The organism is Roseateles asaccharophilus (assembly GCF_031458115.1).
In the GTDB taxonomy this organism is placed as follows: domain Bacteria; phylum Pseudomonadota; class Gammaproteobacteria; order Burkholderiales; family Burkholderiaceae_C; genus Pelomonas; species Pelomonas asaccharophilus_A.
The window spans coordinates 26,666-44,020 of sequence record NZ_JAVDXV010000014.1 but is presented as its reverse complement, the minus strand read 5'-3'; the positions used below and the strand labels follow the sequence as shown (position 1 = coordinate 44,020).

The 17,355-nt window shown below is 66.5% G+C and carries 17 protein-coding genes; 3 read left to right on the top strand and 14 right to left on the bottom strand.

The annotated features are described in order from the left end of the window. Window positions 1–41: 41 nt before the first annotated feature. The 8 genes from J2X21_RS26575 to J2X21_RS26540 all read right to left on the bottom strand — a co-directional run bounded on the left by J2X21_RS26575 (window position 42) and on the right by J2X21_RS26540 (window position 8,415). Window positions 42–677 (bottom strand): RpiB/LacA/LacB family sugar-phosphate isomerase, encoded by a 636-nt coding sequence (locus J2X21_RS26575; RefSeq protein ID WP_310333163.1) that lies wholly within the window; start codon window positions 675–677, stop codon window positions 42–44. Window positions 678–916: 239 nt separating this feature from the next. Beyond that, entirely contained in the window at window positions 917–1,357 is a 441-nt protein-coding gene (locus tag J2X21_RS26570; protein ID WP_310333162.1) for a PaaI family thioesterase, read from the bottom strand. 124 nt (window positions 1,358–1,481) lie between these two features. Further along, window positions 1,482–2,273: an SDR family oxidoreductase gene (locus J2X21_RS26565; RefSeq protein WP_310333161.1), complete on the bottom strand. Its 792-nt coding sequence runs from the start codon at window positions 2,271–2,273 to the stop codon at window positions 1,482–1,484. A gap of 12 nt (window positions 2,274–2,285) precedes the next feature. Beyond that, on the bottom strand, window positions 2,286–4,082 hold the full coding sequence (locus tag J2X21_RS26560) for an acyl-CoA dehydrogenase (protein ID WP_310333160.1): 1,797 nt from the start codon (window positions 4,080–4,082) through the stop codon (window positions 2,286–2,288). A 32-nt stretch (window positions 4,083–4,114) separates the two neighbouring features. Beyond that, a complete protein-coding gene (locus tag J2X21_RS26555) occupies window positions 4,115–4,540 on the bottom strand; it encodes a PaaI family thioesterase (protein ID WP_310333159.1) in 426 nt (141 codons plus the stop codon). Next, window positions 4,540–5,715 carry an acetyl-CoA C-acyltransferase gene (locus J2X21_RS26550; RefSeq protein ID WP_310333158.1) on the bottom strand — a complete coding sequence of 392 codons (1,176 nt, stop codon included), beginning with the start codon at window positions 5,713–5,715 and terminating at the stop codon, window positions 4,540–4,542. The genes J2X21_RS26555 and J2X21_RS26550 overlap by 1 nt, the downstream gene beginning before the upstream one ends. A 103-nt stretch (window positions 5,716–5,818) precedes the next feature. Then, window positions 5,819–7,912, bottom strand: a complete 2,094-nt coding sequence (locus J2X21_RS26545) for a 3-hydroxyacyl-CoA dehydrogenase NAD-binding domain-containing protein (RefSeq protein WP_310333157.1) — start codon at window positions 7,910–7,912, stop codon at window positions 5,819–5,821. Window positions 7,913–8,037: 125 nt separating this feature from the next. Further along, window positions 8,038–8,415, bottom strand: coding sequence for a hypothetical protein (locus J2X21_RS26540; protein ID WP_310333156.1), 378 nt, complete (start codon window positions 8,413–8,415; stop codon window positions 8,038–8,040). A 96-nt stretch (window positions 8,416–8,511) separates the two neighbouring features. Here J2X21_RS26540 and J2X21_RS26535 point away from each other — a divergent pair, with 96 nt between their 5' ends. From J2X21_RS26535 to egtD, 3 genes are all read left to right on the top strand, one after another. After that, a complete protein-coding gene (locus tag J2X21_RS26535) occupies window positions 8,512–8,907 on the top strand; it encodes a VanZ family protein (protein ID WP_310333155.1) in 396 nt (131 codons plus the stop codon). Between the two features lie 85 nt (window positions 8,908–8,992). Next, complete coding sequence (egtB, locus tag J2X21_RS26530; RefSeq protein WP_310333154.1) at window positions 8,993–10,147, top strand: ergothioneine biosynthesis protein EgtB; 1,155 nt, start codon at window positions 8,993–8,995, stop codon at window positions 10,145–10,147. Further along, window positions 10,144–11,115 (top strand): L-histidine N(alpha)-methyltransferase, encoded by a 972-nt coding sequence (gene egtD, locus J2X21_RS26525; protein ID WP_310333153.1) that lies wholly within the window; start codon window positions 10,144–10,146, stop codon window positions 11,113–11,115. The genes egtB and egtD overlap by 4 nt, the downstream gene beginning before the upstream one ends. A gap of 43 nt (window positions 11,116–11,158) precedes the next feature. On the opposite strand, the gene J2X21_RS26520 is transcribed toward egtD, so the two are convergent. The 6 genes from J2X21_RS26520 to urtA all read right to left on the bottom strand — a co-directional run bounded on the left by J2X21_RS26520 (window position 11,159) and on the right by urtA (window position 17,337). Then, window positions 11,159–11,650, bottom strand: coding sequence for a hypothetical protein (locus J2X21_RS26520; RefSeq protein WP_310333152.1), 492 nt, complete (start codon window positions 11,648–11,650; stop codon window positions 11,159–11,161). 182 nt (window positions 11,651–11,832) lie between these two features. Next, window positions 11,833–12,525, bottom strand: a complete 693-nt coding sequence (gene urtE / locus J2X21_RS26515; protein ID WP_310333213.1) for an urea ABC transporter ATP-binding subunit UrtE — start codon at window positions 12,523–12,525, stop codon at window positions 11,833–11,835. A gap of 1 nt (window position 12,526) precedes the next feature. Then, entirely contained in the window at window positions 12,527–13,360 is an 834-nt protein-coding gene (gene urtD, locus J2X21_RS26510) for an urea ABC transporter ATP-binding protein UrtD (protein ID WP_310333151.1), read from the bottom strand. Beyond that, window positions 13,357–14,403: an urea ABC transporter permease subunit UrtC gene (urtC, locus tag J2X21_RS26505; protein ID WP_310333150.1), complete on the bottom strand. Its 1,047-nt coding sequence runs from the start codon at window positions 14,401–14,403 to the stop codon at window positions 13,357–13,359. The genes urtD and urtC overlap by 4 nt, the downstream gene beginning before the upstream one ends. After that, a complete protein-coding gene (urtB, locus tag J2X21_RS26500; RefSeq protein ID WP_310333149.1) occupies window positions 14,403–15,944 on the bottom strand; it encodes an urea ABC transporter permease subunit UrtB in 1,542 nt (513 codons plus the stop codon). Before urtB ends, urtC begins: the two co-directional genes overlap by 1 nt. 139 nt (window positions 15,945–16,083) lie before the next feature. Then, on the bottom strand, window positions 16,084–17,337 hold the full coding sequence (gene urtA / locus J2X21_RS26495) for an urea ABC transporter substrate-binding protein (RefSeq protein WP_310333148.1): 1,254 nt from the start codon (window positions 17,335–17,337) through the stop codon (window positions 16,084–16,086). Between the last annotated feature and the right edge of the window lie 18 nt (window positions 17,338–17,355).

The window sequence follows — 17,355 nt, the reverse complement described above, 5'->3', positions numbered from 1 at the left end:
GCGACAGTCTCGCAGCCCGCGAGACTGTCGCGAGAGTCACATCAGAGAACAGACTTGATGTGCGCGGCGATGGCGTCGTCCTGGCAGTTCGTGAAGAACAGTTCCTGGAACTTCTCGCCGGCGCAGGTGGCCTTCAGCAAATCCTGGTCCACCGTCTTCAGCACGGTCAGCATGTCGCGGCAGGACGCGGCCTTCAGATCCTTCAGGATGCCGCGGTTCTTGGCCATGATGGCGGCGCGTTCCTTGGGGTAGCCAACGCCACGCTCGTTCTCGAACAGCTTGCGGTAGCAGTCCTGCAGGTTCAGTTCAGCGGCCCAGCCGAAGCCCTTGGAGTAAGGCATGGACAGGCAGTTGCCGTCGTTGATCTGGCCGAACAGGAAGGCGTCGGTCGGGTCCATGACCAGGCCGCAGAACACGCCAGGCATGCTGTTGGCAGCCAACATGGAACCCATGCCGGTGCCGCAGCCGGTGACGACGAAGTCGGCGGCCTTGGAGTTCAGCAGGATGCCGGCGAGCAGACCGTTCATGACGTAGGTCAGCGAGGCCTTGTCTTCCGGCGTGTACATGCCGTAGTGGTGGACACTGTGGCCCAGCGGCTCGACGACCGACTTGAGGGCCGAGTGGACGATCTCGGACTTGGCGGCCTGGCTGTTCTCGATGATGAGGGCGATCTTCATGGCGGGTGCTTTCGGGTGGTGCTGAAGGGGTGCTGGCCACTGCACCACAGGCCAGAGGGGCCTGAGCGAGGGGCGTCACCAGGCGCCATCCCGGGATCGGGCAGGACCTCAGGGTCCGGATGAGCAGCCTGGCCAACCGGGCTCCCGCACTGGGGCAGGAACTGGCGCTGAGCGTCATTGTGCCCGCTATTGGAACGCCGTTTCGGAAAACATCACTCAAACCCGAGCGCAAAGCGGGGTCAGTCGCCCTCGCCGCCCAGCGGCTTCAGTTGGCGACCCGCGGGCAGCGCGCGCAGGTACTTGAACGTGCCGGTGGCGTGAGCGCACAGCTTGTCGTCGGCGCCGTAGATCGAGCCTTCGCAGAAGGCCATGGTCGTCGAGCGATGCAGCAGCTTGCCCACGGCGCGCAGTTGGCCCTCGCCGGGGCGCATGAAGCTCGTCTTCATTTCAACGGTGACGACGCCAGGCCCCAAGTCCGGCAGGTGGCGGTTCACGCTGCGCGCCGCATGGGCCATGGCCACGTCCAGCAGCGTCATGACGACGCCGCCGTGCGCCACGCGCCAGGAGTTCAGATGCTGCTCGGCAACGGTCAGCCGCAGCTCGGCCTCGCCATCGCCGACCGAATGCAGCTCAAAGCCGAGTTGCTGGACGAAGGGGATGTGGACAGGAAAGGGAATCAAGGCAGGTTTCCGGTTGCGGCGCTGCAGGCAGCCGCATCATCGCGCGGCTGCCGTGGAACTGGCTTTGCCAGGCCACTGGCAGCGCCCCCTTGAGGGGTGCCGCGAAGCGGCGCGGGGGTGCTCGTCAATTCCCATGAACGGCGCTCACGCCGCCGTCGATGGCCAGGATCTGCCCCGTGATGTGCTTGCCGGCCCTTGACGCGAACAGCAGCGCGGCGCCCTTCAGGTCATCGTCATCGCCCAACCGGTTCAGCGGCGCATGAGAAGCCATCTTCTCGGCGCCCACGGTGGCCAGCAGGCCCTTGGTCATCTTGCTCGGGAAGAAGCCCGGCGCCAGTGCATTGACGGTGATGCCGTACTGGCCCCATTCGCCGGCCAGCGCGCGCGTGAAGTTCACGGCCGCGCCCTTGCTGGTGTTGTAGGCGATGGTCTTCATCGCGCCCGAGTTGCCGGACAGGCCGGCGATGGACGCGACGTTGATGATGCGGCCCGACTTGCGCGGGATCATGCTGGCCTTGGCCACCGCCTGCGCGAACACGAACAGGCTGCGGATGTTCAGGTCCATGACCTTGTCCCACGCGTCGATGGGATGGTCCTCGGCCGGTGCGCCCCAGGTGGCGCCGGCGTTGTTGACGAGGATGTCGATCTGGCCCAGGCGCTCCATCGTCTCGGTGACGACGCGCTGCGCGTCTGCTTCCTTGGATGCGTCGGCCGCGATCCAGCGCGTGTCGATGCCGCGCGCCTGCAGGTGGGCGGCGGCTTCTTCCAGGTCCGCCGCCTTTCGCGAGGTCAGCATGATCTTGGCGCCGGCATCGCCCAGCGCTTCGGCGATCTGCAGACCCAGGCCGCGCGAGCCGCCGGTGACGAGGGCCACCTGGCCGGTCAGGTCGAACAGGTCTTGGACTTTGGTGCTCATGCGTAGATCTCCTCAGAAGTATTCGGTCTTCATGTCGCGGCAAAGCGGCTCACGACGCGCCACCACGTCCAGCCACGCGGCGATCTTGGGCAACTCGTAGGCAAAGAAGTAGCGGGCCGCGGCGCGCTTGCCGTTGGCGAAGTCGCTATCGCCCTCGACGCTCATCGCGATGTCCAGCCACAGCCAGGCCAGCACCGTGTGGCCGAAAGCCTGCAGGTACGGCGTGGCATTCGCCAGCGCGTGCTCGGGCTGGCCGGTGCTCCAGGCCTTCTTCGTTGCGCCACCCACCTGCGCCAGCGCCGCGGCGAGTTGGTTGGCCTGAGGCGCCCAGTCGGTCTGCATGGCCTGCTCGATGGTGGCCTGCACGCGAGCGGCCGTGGCGACCAGCGATGCCCCGCCCTGCTGCACAACCTTGCGGCCCAGCAGGTCCAGGCCCTGGATGCCGTGAGTGCCCTCGTGGATCATGTTCAGGCGGTTGTCGCGCCAGTGCTGCTCCACCGGGAAGTCCCGCGTGTAGCCCGCGCCGCCCAGCACCTGGATAGCCAGCGAATTGGCTTCCAGGCACCACTCGCTCGGCCAACTCTTGGCGATGGGGATCAGCACGTCCAGCACCGCCTGCGCCTCGGCGGCGTTGTCGCCGGTGTTCAGCTCGTCGACCAGCCGCGCGCAGTACAGCTCCAGCGCCAGGCCGCCTTCGACAAAACTCTTCTGCGCGAGCAGCATGCGGCGCACGTCGGCGTGTTCGATGATGGGGCGCTGTGCGCTCGCGGAGTCCTTGCCGGCCGCCGTCATGGGCCGGCCTTGGGGGCGCTGCTTGGCGTATTCGAGGCTGGCCTCGTAGCCGGCATAACCCAGCATCACCGCGCCCAGGCCCACGCCGATGCGCGCCTCATTCATCATGTGGAACATGCAGCGCAGGCCGTCACCGGGCTTGCCGACGAGGTAGCCAATGGCGCCCTTGCGACCCTGCGGCGTCCAGCGGCCTTCGCCAAAGTTCAGCAGGCAGTTGGTGGTGCCGCGGTAGCCCAGCTTGTGGTTCAGGCCGGCCAGCGCGACGTCGTTGCGCTCGCCGGTCAGCTCGGCCTGCTCGTTCACCAGCCACTTGGGCACGATGAACAGCGAGATGCCCTTGGTGCCGGGAATCAGCTTGCCATCCGGCCCGGGGATCTTGGCCAGCACCAGGTGCACGATGTTCTCGGTGATCTCGTGCTCGCCGCCGGAGATCCACATCTTGTTGCCGGTCAGTCGGTAGCGAGCGCCGAGAACATCGCCCTCGTCCTCCAGCTCCGCACGTGTCGTGATGTCGGACAGCGACGAGCCGGCCTGCGGCTCGGAGAGGCACATCGTGCCGAACCAGCGGCCTGCGAACTCGTTCTTTGCGAACACTTCGCGCTGCACGTCAGTGCCATGGGCCATCAACAGGCTGGCGTTGCCGGAGGTCAGCATCGCGTAGCCGCCCATCGCCACGCTGGCCTTGCTGAAGAAGGCGTTGCCGGCCATCTCGATGACGCAGGGCAGTTGCATGCCGCCGACGTCGTAGTCCTGCGCGGCGGCCAGCATGCCGGACTCGGCGTACGCCAGCGTCGCGTCATGCGTGGCCTGTGGCAGGTGCACGCGCTCGCCGTCGAAATGCGGCTCCTGCAGGTCGGCCAGCCGGTTGAACGGCGCGAACTTGTCGCGGGCAATGCGCTCGCAGGTGTCGAGCACTGCGGCGAAGGTTTCGGCCGAGTGTTCGGCGAAGCGCTCGCGCGTGGTCAGCTCGCCGGCCTTCAGCCAGTCGAACAGCAGGAAGTCCAGGGTTTCGCGCATGGAATCGGGCGGCGCACGGCCGCGGGTGAAAGTCAGTCCTGGGCCAGCCGGACGATGGTGCCCTGCGCCAGCGCGCAGAGCTTCTCGGCGCCCTCCTTCACCGCGAAGACCTCGCAGCGGCACACCGCCTGGGTCTTGCTGACGGCATCGGCACTGGCGCGGGCGATCAGGCGTTCGCCCACGGCGGGGCGCACGTAGTTGATCTTGAACTCGGACGTCACGACGGGCACCTGCATTGCGGTGCCGCCGGCAAAGGTCAGCGCGTTGTCCGCCAGGTAGCTGACGACACCGCCATGCGCAAATCCGTTCTGCTGCAGGTGCTCGGGTCTAAGCACCAACTGCAGGTCGATCTTGCCCGGCGACATCGCCACCACCTCAGCGCCCAGCAGCACGCTGAACGGCTGCGTGGCTAGGACCTCGCGGCCCATCGCCAGAAACTGTTCGGGCGTGACGCTCATCAGAGCACTTCGAACACGCCGGCAGCGCCCATGCCGCCGCCGATGCACATCGTCACGCAGACCCGCTTGGCGCCGCGGCGCTTGCCTTCGATGAGCGCATGGCCCGTCAGGCGCTGGCCCGACACGCCGTAGGGGTGGCCCACCGCAATTGCGCCGCCGTTGACGTTGAGCTTGTCCATCGGGATGCCCAGCGTGTCGGCGCAGTACAGCACCTGCACGGCGAAGGCTTCGTTCAGCTCCCACAGGTCGATGTCGGCGACCGTCAGACCCAGCTTCTTAAGCACCTTGGGCACCGCGAACACGGGGCCGATGCCCATTTCATCAGGCTCGCAGCCGGCCACGGCAAAGCCGAGGAAGCGGCCCAGCGGCTTCAGGTTGTGCGTGGACGCGTACTGCTCGCTGACCAGCGCGCAGGCACCGGCGCCGTCGCTGAACTGGCTGGCGTTGCCGGCCGTCACCAGGCCGCCGGGCACGGCGGAACGCAGGTCCTTGATGCCGTCGTAGGTCGTGCCTTCGCGCAGGCCTTCATCGGCGCTGACGGTCACTTCCTTGCTCATCAGGCCCATGACCTTGTCGGCCACGCCCATCGTCGTCGTGACGGAGATCATTTCGTCGTTGAACTTGCCGGCGGCCTGGGCGGCGCAGGCCTTCTGCTGGCTGCCGGCCCCGTAGTGGTCCATGCGCTCGCGCGAGATGTTGTAGCGCTTGGCCACGTTCTCGGCGGTCTGCAGCATGTTCCAGTAGATCTCGGGCTTGATCTTCAGCAGCGCCGGGTCGGACAGCATGTGCTTGTTCATTTCCTGCTGCACGCAGGAGATGCTTTCCACGCCGCCGGCGATGTAGACGTCACCCTCGCCCGCGATGATGCGCTGCGCGGCCATCGCGATGGTCTGCAGGCCGCTGGAGCAGAAGCGGTTGATGGTGACGCCGCTCACCGTGACCGGCAGGCCGGCCTTCAGCGCGATCTGGCGGGCGATGTTGGCGCCTGTGGCGCCTTCGGGGTTGGCGCAGCCCATCAGCACGTCTTCGATGGCGCCGCCATCGATGCCGGCGCGCTCGACGGCGGCCTGGACGGCCCAGCCGCCCAGCGTCGCGCCATGGGTCATGTTGAACGCGCCCTTCCAGCTCTTGGTCAGCGGGGTGCGGGCGGTGGAGACGATCAGTGCGTTGCTCATTCGATACCTCGAAGAAGGAAATGCAACCACAGAGTCACAGAGGCACTGAGAAACAGCCTCATGAACTTCTCTGTGTCTCTGTGGTTGCGTTTTGTGTTTGGACTCAGGTGAAGGACTTGCCTTCAGCGACCAGACGCGCCAGCAGCGGCGCCGGCTTCCAGAACTCGCCGTCGTCCATCGGGTTCTTCGCAAAGCGGTTCATCGCCTGCACGACGTTGAACAAGCCCACCGTGTCGGCGTAGCACATCGGGCCACCGCGGAAGATGGGGAAGCCGTAGCCCGTCAGGTAGACCATGTCCACGTCCGACGCACGCTGGGCAATGCCTTCTTCCAGCAGGTGCGCGGCCTCGTTGACCAGCGCGAACACCAGGCGGTGCACGATCTCCTCATCGCTGATGTCGCGCTTCTTGGCGCCAATCGCCTCGCGGTGCTTGGCCAGCATCTCTTCGACGACCGGCGACGGGATCGCATCGCGCTTGCCGGGCAGGTAGTCGTACCAGCCGGCGCCAGTCTTCTGGCCGAAGCGGCCCAGCTCGCATAGGCGGTCGGCGCTGGCCGAGTACTTCATCGTGGCGCGCTCGACGGCGCGGCGCTTGCGGATCGCCCAGCCGATGTCGTTGCCGGCCAGGTCGCCCATGCGGAACGGGCCCATCGCGAAGCCGAACTTCTCGACGGCCTTGTCCACCTGCTGCGGGCTGCAGCCCTCATCCAGCAGGAAGCCGGCCTGGCGGCTGTACTGCTCGATCATGCGGTTGCCGATGAAGCCGTCGCAGACGCCGGACACGACGGCCGTCTTCTTGATCTTCTTGCCAATGGACATCACCGTGGCCAGCACATCCTTGGCGGTTTCCTTGCCGCGCACGACTTCCAGCAGCTTCATCACGTTGGCCGGGCTGAAGAAGTGCATGCCCACGACATCCTGCGGACGCTTCGTGAACGACGCGATCTTGTCGACGTCCAGTGTGGACGTGTTGGAGGCCAGGATGGCGCCGGGCTTGGCGATGGCGTCCAACTGTTTGAAAACGGCTTCCTTGACGCCGATCTCCTCGAACACAGCCTCGATGATGAGGTCGCAGTCCTTCAGGTCGTCGTAGCTCAGCGTGGTGCTCAACAGCGCCATGCGCTGCGCGTACTTGTCTTCCTTCAGCTTGCCCTTCTTGACCTGGGCTTCGTAGTTCTTCTTGATGGTCGCGACGCCGCGGTCCAGCGCTTCCTGCTTGGTCTCCAGGATGGTGACCGGGATTCCCGCGTTCAGGAAGTTCATCGAGATGCCGCCACCCATGGTGCCGGCACCGATGACGCCGACCTTGGCGATGGTGCGCAGCGGCGTGTCCTCGGGCACGTCGGCGATCTTGCTGGCCACGCGCTCGGCGAAGAACAGGTGGCGCAGCGCCTTGGACTCGGGCGTCATCATCAACGCCGCAAAGCCTTCGCGCTCGGCGCGCATGCCGTCGTCGAACTTCAGGTTCACCGCACCGGCCACGGCTTCCAGACAGCGCAGCGGCGCCGGGAAGTTCTTGCTCATGCCGCCCACCATGTTGCGGGCGAACTGGAAGTAGGCCTCGGCGTTCGGGTGACGCGCCTTCAGCTCACGCACCTTGGGCAGCGGACGCTTCTCGGAGACCTCCTCGGCGAACGCGACGGCGGCCGCCACCACATCGGCATCGACGACCTTGTCGAACAGCTTCTGGCCCGGGACCATGGCCAGCATCTGCGCTTCCACCGGCTCGCCACTGACGATCATGTTCAGCGCGGGCTCCACGCCCAGCGCGCGCGGCAGGCGCTGCGTGCCGCCGGCACCGGGCAGCAGGCCCAGCTTCACTTCGGGCAGCGCGACCTTGGTGCCGCTCTGCGCGACGCGGTAATGGCAGCCCAGCGCCAGCTCCAGGCCACCACCCATGCACACGCTGTGGATGGCCGCGACGACGGGCTTGCTGCAGTTCTCGACGACGCCGATGAGGCTCAGCAGGTTGGGCTCGGCCAGCGCCTTGGGGCTGCCGAACTCCTTGATGTCCGCACCGCCCGAGAAGGCCTTGCCGGCGCCGGTGATGACGACCGCAGTGATGGCCGGATCGGCTTCAGCGCGCTCGACGCCGGCCGCGCATGCAGCTCGGGTGGCAAATCCCAGGCCGTTGACCGGCGGGTTGTCGAGCGTGATCACGGCAACAGGGCCGCGGGCTTCGTAATGGGCTGTCATGGGCACGACCTCGGGTTGACGGGCCTACCGCGTCTCCAGCAGCCGGCCCTGAAATAGAACGATCGTTCGATTCTAGGCAGCGCGCGTCGCGCGGTCTTGTCCCGGCAGTGACAAGGCCGGCCCGCTCACTCGCCGCGCTTGTAGACCACCGTGTCCTTGAAGGCTTGCAGCGATGGATCCGGTGGGGCCGGCGGGTGCAGCAAGGCTTCGACATGCCGGCGCGCGGCCTCGGCGGGGTCCAGTACCGCCTCAGGCGGCGGTGCCGGCCGAGGCGCGGGCCGCACCGCGAGCCGCAGGTCGTGGCAGTCGCGCTGCAACTGCTCGATCTGCTTGCGGGCCTGCGTCAGCTGCTGGGCGCCCTGGTGGCGCGTCTGCTCCACATGCTCTATGCGCTGCCGCGCCAGCTTCAACCGCCGCGACAACCACGCGAACACCCCGCCGGCCGCCAGCAACGCGCCCGACAGGAAACTCAGGACCAAGGGACCAGCCTGGATGGTGTCCATCCTCTTCTCCCGCGCTGGAATAGTGGAAGCAATGTACGGGAAGCCGCCGTCCGTGCCTGAGGTCTGTAGGCAACGCCGGCCACAATGCGCCCCGACATGTCCTCACTATTGCTGTTATGCACCGCCCCCGAGAGGCGGTCGCTGTGGCGAGCGCTGCTGCTGGCCCTGCTTCTTGCCATCACCTGGCTGGCCTTGTCGCCAGCGCCGCCGCCGACCATGGATACCGGTTGGGACAAGGCCAACCACCTGATGGCGTTCGGCGCACTGGCCTTTGCCAGCGTCTGGGCGCTGTGGCCGCAACCCCGGCAGTGGGGTTGGCTGATCCTCGCGCTGCTGGTCTACGGTGTGGGAATAGAAATCGCACAGAGCTTCCTGCCGCCGCGCGAAGCGGACTGGCACGACGTCGTCGCCGATGGCCTGGGCATTGCGCTGGGCCTGCTGTCGGCGCTGCCTATCCAGCTCACGGCCAGCCGATCCGCAAGCCACCCCTAGAGTGACATGAGGGAGGCCCCGTCCTACACCCGGGGCAACCGCACTGACATACCGTTGGCAACAGACCGCGTTACGGTTGCCAACCATGTTGAACGAACTCCTGCGCACCACGCGAGCCCGCTCGCTGGCCTTGGCCGCACCGCTATCGGACGAGGACGCGCAGCTGCAGTCCATGCCCGACGCCAGCCCCGCCAAATGGCATCTGGCGCACACCACGTGGTTCTTCGAGACGCTGGTACTGGCGCCCCATCTGCCGGGCTACCGCGTCTTCGACGAGCGCTGGCCGCGGCTGTTCAACTCGTACTACGAAAGCCTGGGCCCGCGGCATGCGCGCCCGCAGCGCGGCCTGCTCAGCCGGCCGTCGCTGACCGAGGTCAAGGCCTACCGCCAGCATGTGGACGCGGCGCTGGCCGACCTGCTGCCTCTAGTGCAGACTTCGGCATCACACGAAGCGCAGGCGCTCATCGAACTGGGCTGCCACCACGAACAGCAGCATCAGGAACTGCTGCTGACGGACATCCTGCATGCCTTCTCGTGCAATCCGCTGCTGCCGGCTTATGACGCCAGCGCGCCCGTGCCGACCCAGCCACCTGCGCAGACCTGGCTGAAACACGCCGGCGGCATCGTCGACATCGGCCATGGCGGCGACGGCTTCGCGTTCGACAACGAAGGCCCGCGCCATCAGGCGCTGGTGACCCCCTTCGAGATCAGCAACCGGCTGGTCACCTGCGGCGAGTACGCGGACTTCATCGCCTCGGGCGGCTACCGCGAGCCGCTGCTGTGGCTGTCCGACGGCTGGGCCTGCGTGCAGGCGCAGGGCTGGCAGCGCCCGGCCTACTGGCTGGACGACGGCCGCGTGTTCGGCCTGCACGGCGCGCAGCCGCTGGACCCGCAGGCGCCCGTCATGCAGTTGAGCTTCTACGAGGCCTGCGCCTTTGCCGAATGGGCCGGCGCGCGGCTGCCCACCGAATTCGAGTGGGAGGCGGCATGCGGCTTGCCGGGCTTCTCCCAGGCGGCCGATCGGGCCTGGCAATGGACGCGCTCCAGCTACGCGCCCTACCCCGGCTTCAAGCCGGCGGCCGGCGCGGTGGGTGAATACAACGGCAAGTTCATGGTGGGCCAGCAGGTGCTGCGGGGCGGCAGCCTCGCGACGCCGCCGGGCCATGCACGGCTCAGCTATCGCAATTTCTTCCCGCCGGCGGCGCGCTGGCAGTTCAGTGGATTGAGGCTTGCACGATGAAACCTGGAATTGAATGGCGCCAGCCGCGGGCTGCCGCCGAGAACGAGAGCTTTGCCGCCGACCTGCACGCGGCGCTGGCCCGTGTACCCAAAGCCATCTCGCCCAAGTATTTCTACGATGAAGCGGGCTCCCGGCTTTTCGAGCAGATCTGCGACCTGCCCGAGTACTACCCCACGCGCACCGAGTTGTCGCTGCTGCACTCGCACGCCGCTGACATGGCTGCGCAGTTCGGCCCGCAAGTGCAGCTGGTGGAGTACGGTGCCGGCGCGCTGCGCAAGGTGCGCCTGCTGCTGGACGCAATGCCGCGAGACTCGGTGGAGTTCGTGCCGATGGACATCTCCGGCCCGCACCTGCTGGCCGCCTGCGATGCGCTGGCGGGCGACTACCCCGGCCTGGCCATCCAGCCGCTGGTGGCCGACTTCACCCGCCCCCACACGCTGCCGCCCTGCCCTGACGGCTCGCGTCGGGTCGGTTTCTTCCCCGGCTCCAGCATCGGCAACTTCACACCTGCCGAGGCCGACGCCTTCCTGCGCCTGGCCGCAGCCGAACTGGCCGGCGGCGGCCTGTTGATCGGCATCGACCTGGAGAAGGAACACAGCGTTCTGCACGCGGCCTACAACGATGCCGCCGGCGTGACGGCGGCGTTCAACCTCAACGTGCTTGAGCGCGCAAGAAACGAGTTAGGCGCCGAGTTCCCGTCCGATGGCTTTGAGCACCTGGCCTTCTACAACCCGGCCTACCGCCGCATCGAGATGCACCTGCGCGCGACACAGGCGCTGGAGCTGCAACTGGGTAGCGAGGTGTACGCCTTCCATGAAGGCGAAACGCTGCACACGGAGCACTCTCACAAGTACACGGTGACCGGCTTTCAGGCGCTCGCACAGCGCGCAGGGTTCAAGCCGGGCAAGGTGTGGACGGATGCGAACGGGTGGTTTGCCGTCTTGTGGCTGGAGGCCAGCAACGGGTGAAGACCGGCAGTCCTGCGCCTGTCTTCCCGTCCAACGACAGCGCTCAGGCGGTACCGGCAACCATGCCAATCAAGAGGCCGAGCAGCCCTGCAACAACGATGAAAGCGATGCATCCGAGGATCGCAATGCCGATCGGCTTTGCCCAGCCCTTGCGCGGATAGTCTTTCCCGTACCTAGCAAGAACCAATGATTGCTGGGACTTTCCAATCGCGTAATACCACGCAACCAGAAGCCCGATGCCGGAACCGCGACTGAGAGCATCAAGGCCTTTGCTCTCGGGCACAACGACCGACAGCACAATGAGGAGCACGAAGAAGGCCGCACTGCCGATGGCCCAGTTCTTCGACGTTGCCGCCTTCTGCGCGTCTCCAATCGCCTGCCAGTTTTTCATGTGCAGGATGGAGCCGAAGATCGGGCTGAACAAGAGGCTCCAACTCGCCGCTGCGTTGGGATTCCAAAGCTGCGGCGATGGCTCGCGGCCAACGACATCTGCCACCGCCGCCTCGGGTGGTGCGTAAGGGTTTTTTGCGTTCAAACCAGACTCCCTGAATGTGATCTTGCATGTCTACGCGAGGGCTCTTGCTCCCCGGGACAGGCGGGACTCTGGTCGCCTCAGTCAGGATCACGCAACAGGGTTTCCACTTCAGACAACAGAAGTGTCATGACAACCATCACGTTAGCGCCCACGGGCAGGCAGCCTGACGAGCTGCCGTGGACTCAAATCGCGAGCCGTTCCTTCACCCCATCCGCTTTCATGTTCGCGCCCCGCCCGCGCATGACGATCTCGCCCCGCTGCATCAGCAGGTACTGGTCAGCCAGCTCCTCGCAGAAGTCGTAGTACTGCTCCACCAGCACCACGCACAAGCCCTTGTCGTGGGCCAGGTGCTTGATGACGCGGCCGATGTCCTGGATGACGTTGGGCTGGATGCCTTCGGTGGGCTCGTCCAGCAGCAGCACCTTCGGCCCCGGCGCGAGCGCGCGGGCGATGGCGAGCTGCTGCTGCTGGCCGCCGGACAGGTCGCCGCCGCGGCGGGAGCGCATCTTGTCGAGCACGGGGAACAGCTGGAACAGCTCGTCCGGCAGCGGCGTGCCCGCCGGCTGGCTGGACAGGCCCATCTGCAGGTTCTCCATGACCGTCAGCCGCCCGAAGATCTCGCGGCCTTGCGGCACGTAGTCCAGGCCGGCGCGCACGCGCTGGTGGGTCTTCAGCTTGTCGATGTTCTCGCCGGCCAGCGTAATGCTGCCCGACGTGACGGGCACGACGCCCATCAGGCTCTTCAGCAACGTGGTCTTGCCCACGCCATTGCGGCCCATGACGACGGTGATCTCGCCAGGCTTCAGCTCGAAGCTCAGGCCGCGCAGGATGTGCGAGCCGCCGTAGTGCTTGTGCAGGTCCTGGACGGTCAACAGGTCATCGGCCAAGGTACACCTCGATCACTTTCTCGTCGGACTGCACGGTGGCCATCGTGCCTTCGGCCAAGGTCTTGCCTTCGTGCAGAACGGTCACGGTGCGATGCGCGCCGGCCAGCGTCGCAACAAAGCTCATGTCGTGCTCGACGACGACCAGCGAGTGCTTGCCTTCCAGGCTCAGGAACAGCTCGGCGGTGCGCTCGGTTTCTTCGTCGGTCATGCCGGCGACGGGTTCATCCAGCAGCAGCAGCTTGGGGTCCTGCGCCAGCAGCATGCCGATCTCCAGCCACTGCTTCTGGCCGTGGCTCAGCAGGCCGGCCACGCGGCCGCGCTCGTCCGCCAGGTGCACGGTGACCAACAGCTCCGCGATGCGGTCACGCTGCTCGCCGCTGAGCTTGGCCCGCATCGCAAACCGGGCGCGGCGGTCGCCGGCCAGCGCCAGCTCCAGGTTCTCGGCCACGGTCAGCGCGTCGAACACGGTGGGCTTCTGGAACTTGCGACCGATTCCGGAACGGGCGATCTGCGCCTCGTTCATCGTCAGCAGGTCGAGGTTGCTGCCGAAGTAGACGCGGCCGCTGTCGGGCCGGGTCTTGCCGGTGATGCAGTCCATCGTCGTCGTCTTGCCGGCGCCGTTGGGGCCGATGACGCAGCGCAGCTCGCCCACACCGATGGTGAACGACAGCCCGCCCAGCGCCTGGAAGCCATCGAAGGCGACCTTGAGGTCTTCCACGTACAAGGCCACGCCCTGGTTGAAGACGGGCTCGCCGGCGGTGGCGATGCGGGTCAGTGCGCGCGATCGCGCTTCCGAGCCGGCCTCAAGAAGTTCTGGAGTCATTTCTTGAACCTCCGGGCCAGGCCGACCAGACCGGCGGGCAGGAACAGCGTCACCGCGATGAACAGCGCGCCCAGCACGTACAGCCAGCCCTCGGGCCACCAGACGGTGAAGACCGATTTGGTGCCGTTGACGAAGAAGGCGCCCAGCACCGGGCCGATCAGCGTGCCGCGGCCGCCGACGGCCGCCCAGATGGCCATCTCGATGCTGGCCGCGGGGCTCATCTCGCTGGGGTTGATGATGCCCACCTGCGGCACATACAGGATGCCGGCCAGCGCGCACATCAGTGCGGAGATGACGTAGGCGCTGAGCTTGTAGGCCACGGGGTCGTAGCCCAGGAAGCGCACGCGGCCCTCGGCGTCGCGGATGGCCTGCAGGATGCGGCCCCAGCGGCTCTGCGTGAGCCACTTCGCCAGCAGGTAGCAGCCGATCAGCGCCAGGCCGCTGGCCACGCACAGCCCCACCTTCATGCCCGGCGTGTTCAGCGGCATGCCGGCGATGCGCTTGAAGTCCGTGAAGCCGTTGTTGCCGCCAAAGCCCGTCTCATTGCGGAAGAACAGCAGCATGGCCGCCACCACCAGCGCCTGCGTGATGATGGAGAAGTACACGCCTTGGATGCGCGAGCGGAACGCGAAGTAGCCGAACACGGCCGCCAGCAGTGCCGGCACGGCCAGCGCCAGCAGCACCTGGCCCACCAGCGAATCGCTGAGCGCCCAGTGCCAGGGCAGTTCCTTCCAGTTCAGGAACACCATGAAGTCCGGCAGGTCCGACTGGTACTGGCCGTCGCGGCCGATCTGGCGCATCAGGTACATGCCCATGCCATAGCCGCCGAGGGCAAAGAAGAGCCCATGGCCCAGCGACAGGATGCCGCCGAAACCCCAGATGAGGTCCAAGGCCAGGGCACAAATGGCAAAGCAAAGAAACTTGCCCAGCAGGCCCACGTAGAACTCGCTGAGATGCAGCGGGTGCCCGGCCGGGAAGACGAGGTGCAGCAGCGGTGCCATCAGCAGCACCAGCGCAATCGCGATAAGCAGTGTGCGTTTCATCAGTCCAACACCCGGCCCTTCAGTGCGAACAGGCCTTGCGGCTTCTTCTGGATGACGAGCACAAGCACCAGCAGCAGCGCGATCTTGGCAAGCACCGCGCCCTGCCAGCCTTCCAGCAGCTTGGACAGTACACCCAGGCCCAGGCCCGCGTAGACGGTGCCGGCCAGCTGGCCCACGCCGCCGAGAACGACCACCATGAAGGCGTCGACGATGTAGCTCTGGCCCAGGTCCGGGCCCACGTTGCCGATCTGGCTCAGCGCGCAGCCAGCCAGGCCGGCGATGCCAGAGCCGAGCGCGAAGGCCATGGTGTCTACCTTCGCCGTGTTGACGCCCACGCAGGCGGCCATGCGGCGGTTCTGCGTGACGCCGCGCACCATCAGGCCGAGGCGCGTCTTGGCCAGCAATGCGCCCATGCCGACGAGCACCAGCGCCGCGAAAGCGAGGATGGCGAGGCGGTTGTAGGGCAGCGTCAGGTTGGGCAGCAGCGCCCAGCCGCCGGACAGCCAGGCGGGGTTCTCCACCGCCACGTTCTGCGCACCGAACAGCGTGCGCACGGCTTGCATCAAGACAAGCGATATGCCCCAGGTGGCCAGCAGCGTCTCCAGCGGCCGGCCGTACAGCCAGCGGATCACGCTGCGCTCCATCGCCGCGCCAACGAGCGCAGCGGCCAGGAAGCTGGCGGGCAATGCCACCCACAGGTAGTAGTCAAAAGCGCCCGGCGCCCAGGCGCGGAAGCCCTGCTGCACCATGTAGGTCGCATATGCGCCCACCATCAGCAGCTCGCCGTGCGCCATGTTGATGACGCCCATCAGGCCGTAGGTGATGGCCAGTCCCAGCGCCACCAGCAGCAGCACGGAGCCCAGGCTGAGCCCGGAGAACAGCAGCTGCGCGCGCTCGCCCCAGGCGAGGCGGTCACCGATGTCATTGACCGCCTTCTGCATCGCCGACTTGGTAGCAGCGTCGGTCTCGGCGGCCAGCTTCTCCAGCAACAGCGCACGCGTGGCCGGGTCGGCACTGCCGGCCAGTTCGACGGCCGCCGCCTTACGCTGCGCCGCATCCGTTGACGACAGCTTGGCACCAGCCACCAGTGAATTCAGCTGCCCGCGCAGGCCGGCATCGCTCTCGGCCGCCAGCGCCTTTTCCAGCAGCGGCAACTTTGACGCATCGGCGTCCTCGCGCAACGTCGCCAGCGCCTTGGCGCGAACGTCCCGGTCGGTGGACAGCAAGTCCAGCCCCGCAAGCGCCGCGTCGATCTCGCGGCGCATGCGGTTGTTCAGCATGGGCTCCTCGGCATCTGCCGGCGCTTCCGCGCCCTCGGCGATGACAAGCGCCTGCCCGCCCTTGATGCGAACCCGCCCGTCCTGCAACGCACGCAGGAACGGCCCCAACGACGCATCACCCGCCGCCAGCGCTTGCTGAATGGCAGCGACCCGGTCGTCGCTCTCACCCGCCGCGATGCGCGCGGCCAGCTCGGGCGACAACGCCCAGGCCGACCACCCGCTTAACGCGAACAGGCATCCCAATAGAAGTCGTTTGATCATGAAGATCCAAGCGAACGAAACCAAGTGACGCGCGCAGCGCGCACGCCCCTCCAGCGGCCGCCGTGGATCCGGCTTTGCCGGTCCACCAGCGGCGCCCCCTCGAAGGGGGCCGCGGCTTTGCCGCGGTAGGGGGTGAGCCTTATTTCGCGGGCTCGTCCTTCTTGCCCTTGTTCTCAGGGATGTGCGGGCTCCACGGCTGAGCCTTGACCGGGCCGGGGGTCTTCCACACCACGTTGAACTGGCCGTCCGCCTTCACTTCGCCGATGAAGACCGACTTGTGCAGGTGATGGTTCTTCTCGTCCATCTTGGACGTGATGCCCGACGGCGCGGTAAAGGTCTGGCCGGCCATGGCGGCGATGACCTTGTCGGTGTCCGTGCTCTTGGCCTTGGTGACGGCCTGGGCCCACATGTTGATGCCGATGTAGGTGGCTTCCATCGGGTCGTTGGTCAGCGGCTTGTCCTTGTGGCCGGCGATGTTCTTGGCCTTGGCATAGGCGGCCCACTTCTTCGTGAACGCGTCGTTGGCCGGTGCCTTGATGGACATGAAGTAGTTCCACGCGGCCAGGTGGCCCTGCAGCGGCTTGGTGTCCACGCCGCGCAGCTCTTCCTCACCCACGGAGAACGCCACGACCGGCACGTCCGTCGCCTTCAGGCCCTGGTTGCCCAGTTCCTTGTAGAAGGGCACGTTGGAGTCGCCGTTGATCGTCGACACGACGGCGGTCTTCTTGCCTTCGGACGAGAACTTCTTGATCTTGGCAATGATGGATTGGTAGTCCGCGTGGCCGAAGGGGGTGTACTCCTCCATGATGTCGGCCTCGGCGACGCCCTTGCTCTTCAGGAAGGCGCGCAGGATCTTGTTGGTCGTGCGGGGGTAGACATAGTCGGTACCCAGCAGCACGAAGCGCTTGGCGCCGCCGCCGTCCTTGCTCATCAGGTATTCAACCGCAGGAATCGCCTGCTGGTTGGGAGCCGCGCCCGTGTAGAACACGTTCTTGCTCAGTTCCTCGCCCTCGTACTGCACGGGGTAGAACAGCAGCGAGTTGGTCTGCTCGAACACCGGCAGCACCGACTTGCGACTGACCGAGGTCCAGCAGCCGAACACGACGGCGACCTTGTCCTGCGAGATGAGCTGCTTGGCCTTTTCGGCGAACAGCGGCCAGTTGGAGGCCGGGTCAACCACCACCGGCTCCAGCTTCTTGCCGAGCAGGCCGCCCTTGGCGTTGATCTCGTCGATGGCCATCAGCACCGTGTCCTTCAACACGGTCTCGGAGATGGCCATGGTGCCCGACAGCGAGTGCAGCACGCCCACCTTGATGGTGTCGGCGGCAAAGGCGAAGGGGGTAGCAAACAGGCTGGCAGCAGCGGCCAGCGCAAGTGCGGAACGGCGAAGCATCGGGAAAGCCTCCAGGTT

Bases quoted from the DNA above. Each gene is read 5' to 3' on its own strand.
- urtC (WP_310333150.1), bottom strand. From the start codon at position 14,403: ATGAAACGCACACTGCTTATCGCGATTGCGCTGGTGCTGCTGATGGCA.
- urtD (WP_310333151.1), bottom strand. From the start codon at position 13,360: ATGACTCCAGAACTTCTTGAGGCCGGCTCGGAAGCGCGATCGCGCGCA.
- urtA (WP_310333148.1), bottom strand. From the start codon at position 17,337: ATGCTTCGCCGTTCCGCACTTGCGCTGGCCGCTGCTGCCAGCCTGTTT.
- J2X21_RS26555 (WP_310333159.1), bottom strand. From the start codon at position 4,540: ATGAGCGTCACGCCCGAACAGTTTCTGGCGATGGGCCGCGAGGTCCTA.
- J2X21_RS26560 (WP_310333160.1), bottom strand. From the start codon at position 4,082: ATGCGCGAAACCCTGGACTTCCTGCTGTTCGACTGGCTGAAGGCCGGC.
- urtB (WP_310333149.1), bottom strand. From the start codon at position 15,944: ATGATCAAACGACTTCTATTGGGATGCCTGTTCGCGTTAAGCGGGTGG.
- J2X21_RS26540 (WP_310333156.1), bottom strand. From the start codon at position 8,415: ATGGACACCATCCAGGCTGGTCCCTTGGTCCTGAGTTTCCTGTCGGGC.
- J2X21_RS26550 (WP_310333158.1), bottom strand. From the start codon at position 5,715: ATGAGCAACGCACTGATCGTCTCCACCGCCCGCACCCCGCTGACCAAG.
- egtB (WP_310333154.1), top strand. From the start codon at position 8,993: ATGTTGAACGAACTCCTGCGCACCACGCGAGCCCGCTCGCTGGCCTTG.
- egtD (WP_310333153.1), top strand. From the start codon at position 10,144: ATGAAACCTGGAATTGAATGGCGCCAGCCGCGGGCTGCCGCCGAGAAC.
- J2X21_RS26565 (WP_310333161.1), bottom strand. From the start codon at position 2,273: ATGAGCACCAAAGTCCAAGACCTGTTCGACCTGACCGGCCAGGTGGCC.
- J2X21_RS26535 (WP_310333155.1), top strand. From the start codon at position 8,512: ATGTCCTCACTATTGCTGTTATGCACCGCCCCCGAGAGGCGGTCGCTG.
- J2X21_RS26575 (WP_310333163.1), bottom strand. From the start codon at position 677: ATGAAGATCGCCCTCATCATCGAGAACAGCCAGGCCGCCAAGTCCGAG.
- J2X21_RS26545 (WP_310333157.1), bottom strand. From the start codon at position 7,912: ATGACAGCCCATTACGAAGCCCGCGGCCCTGTTGCCGTGATCACGCTC.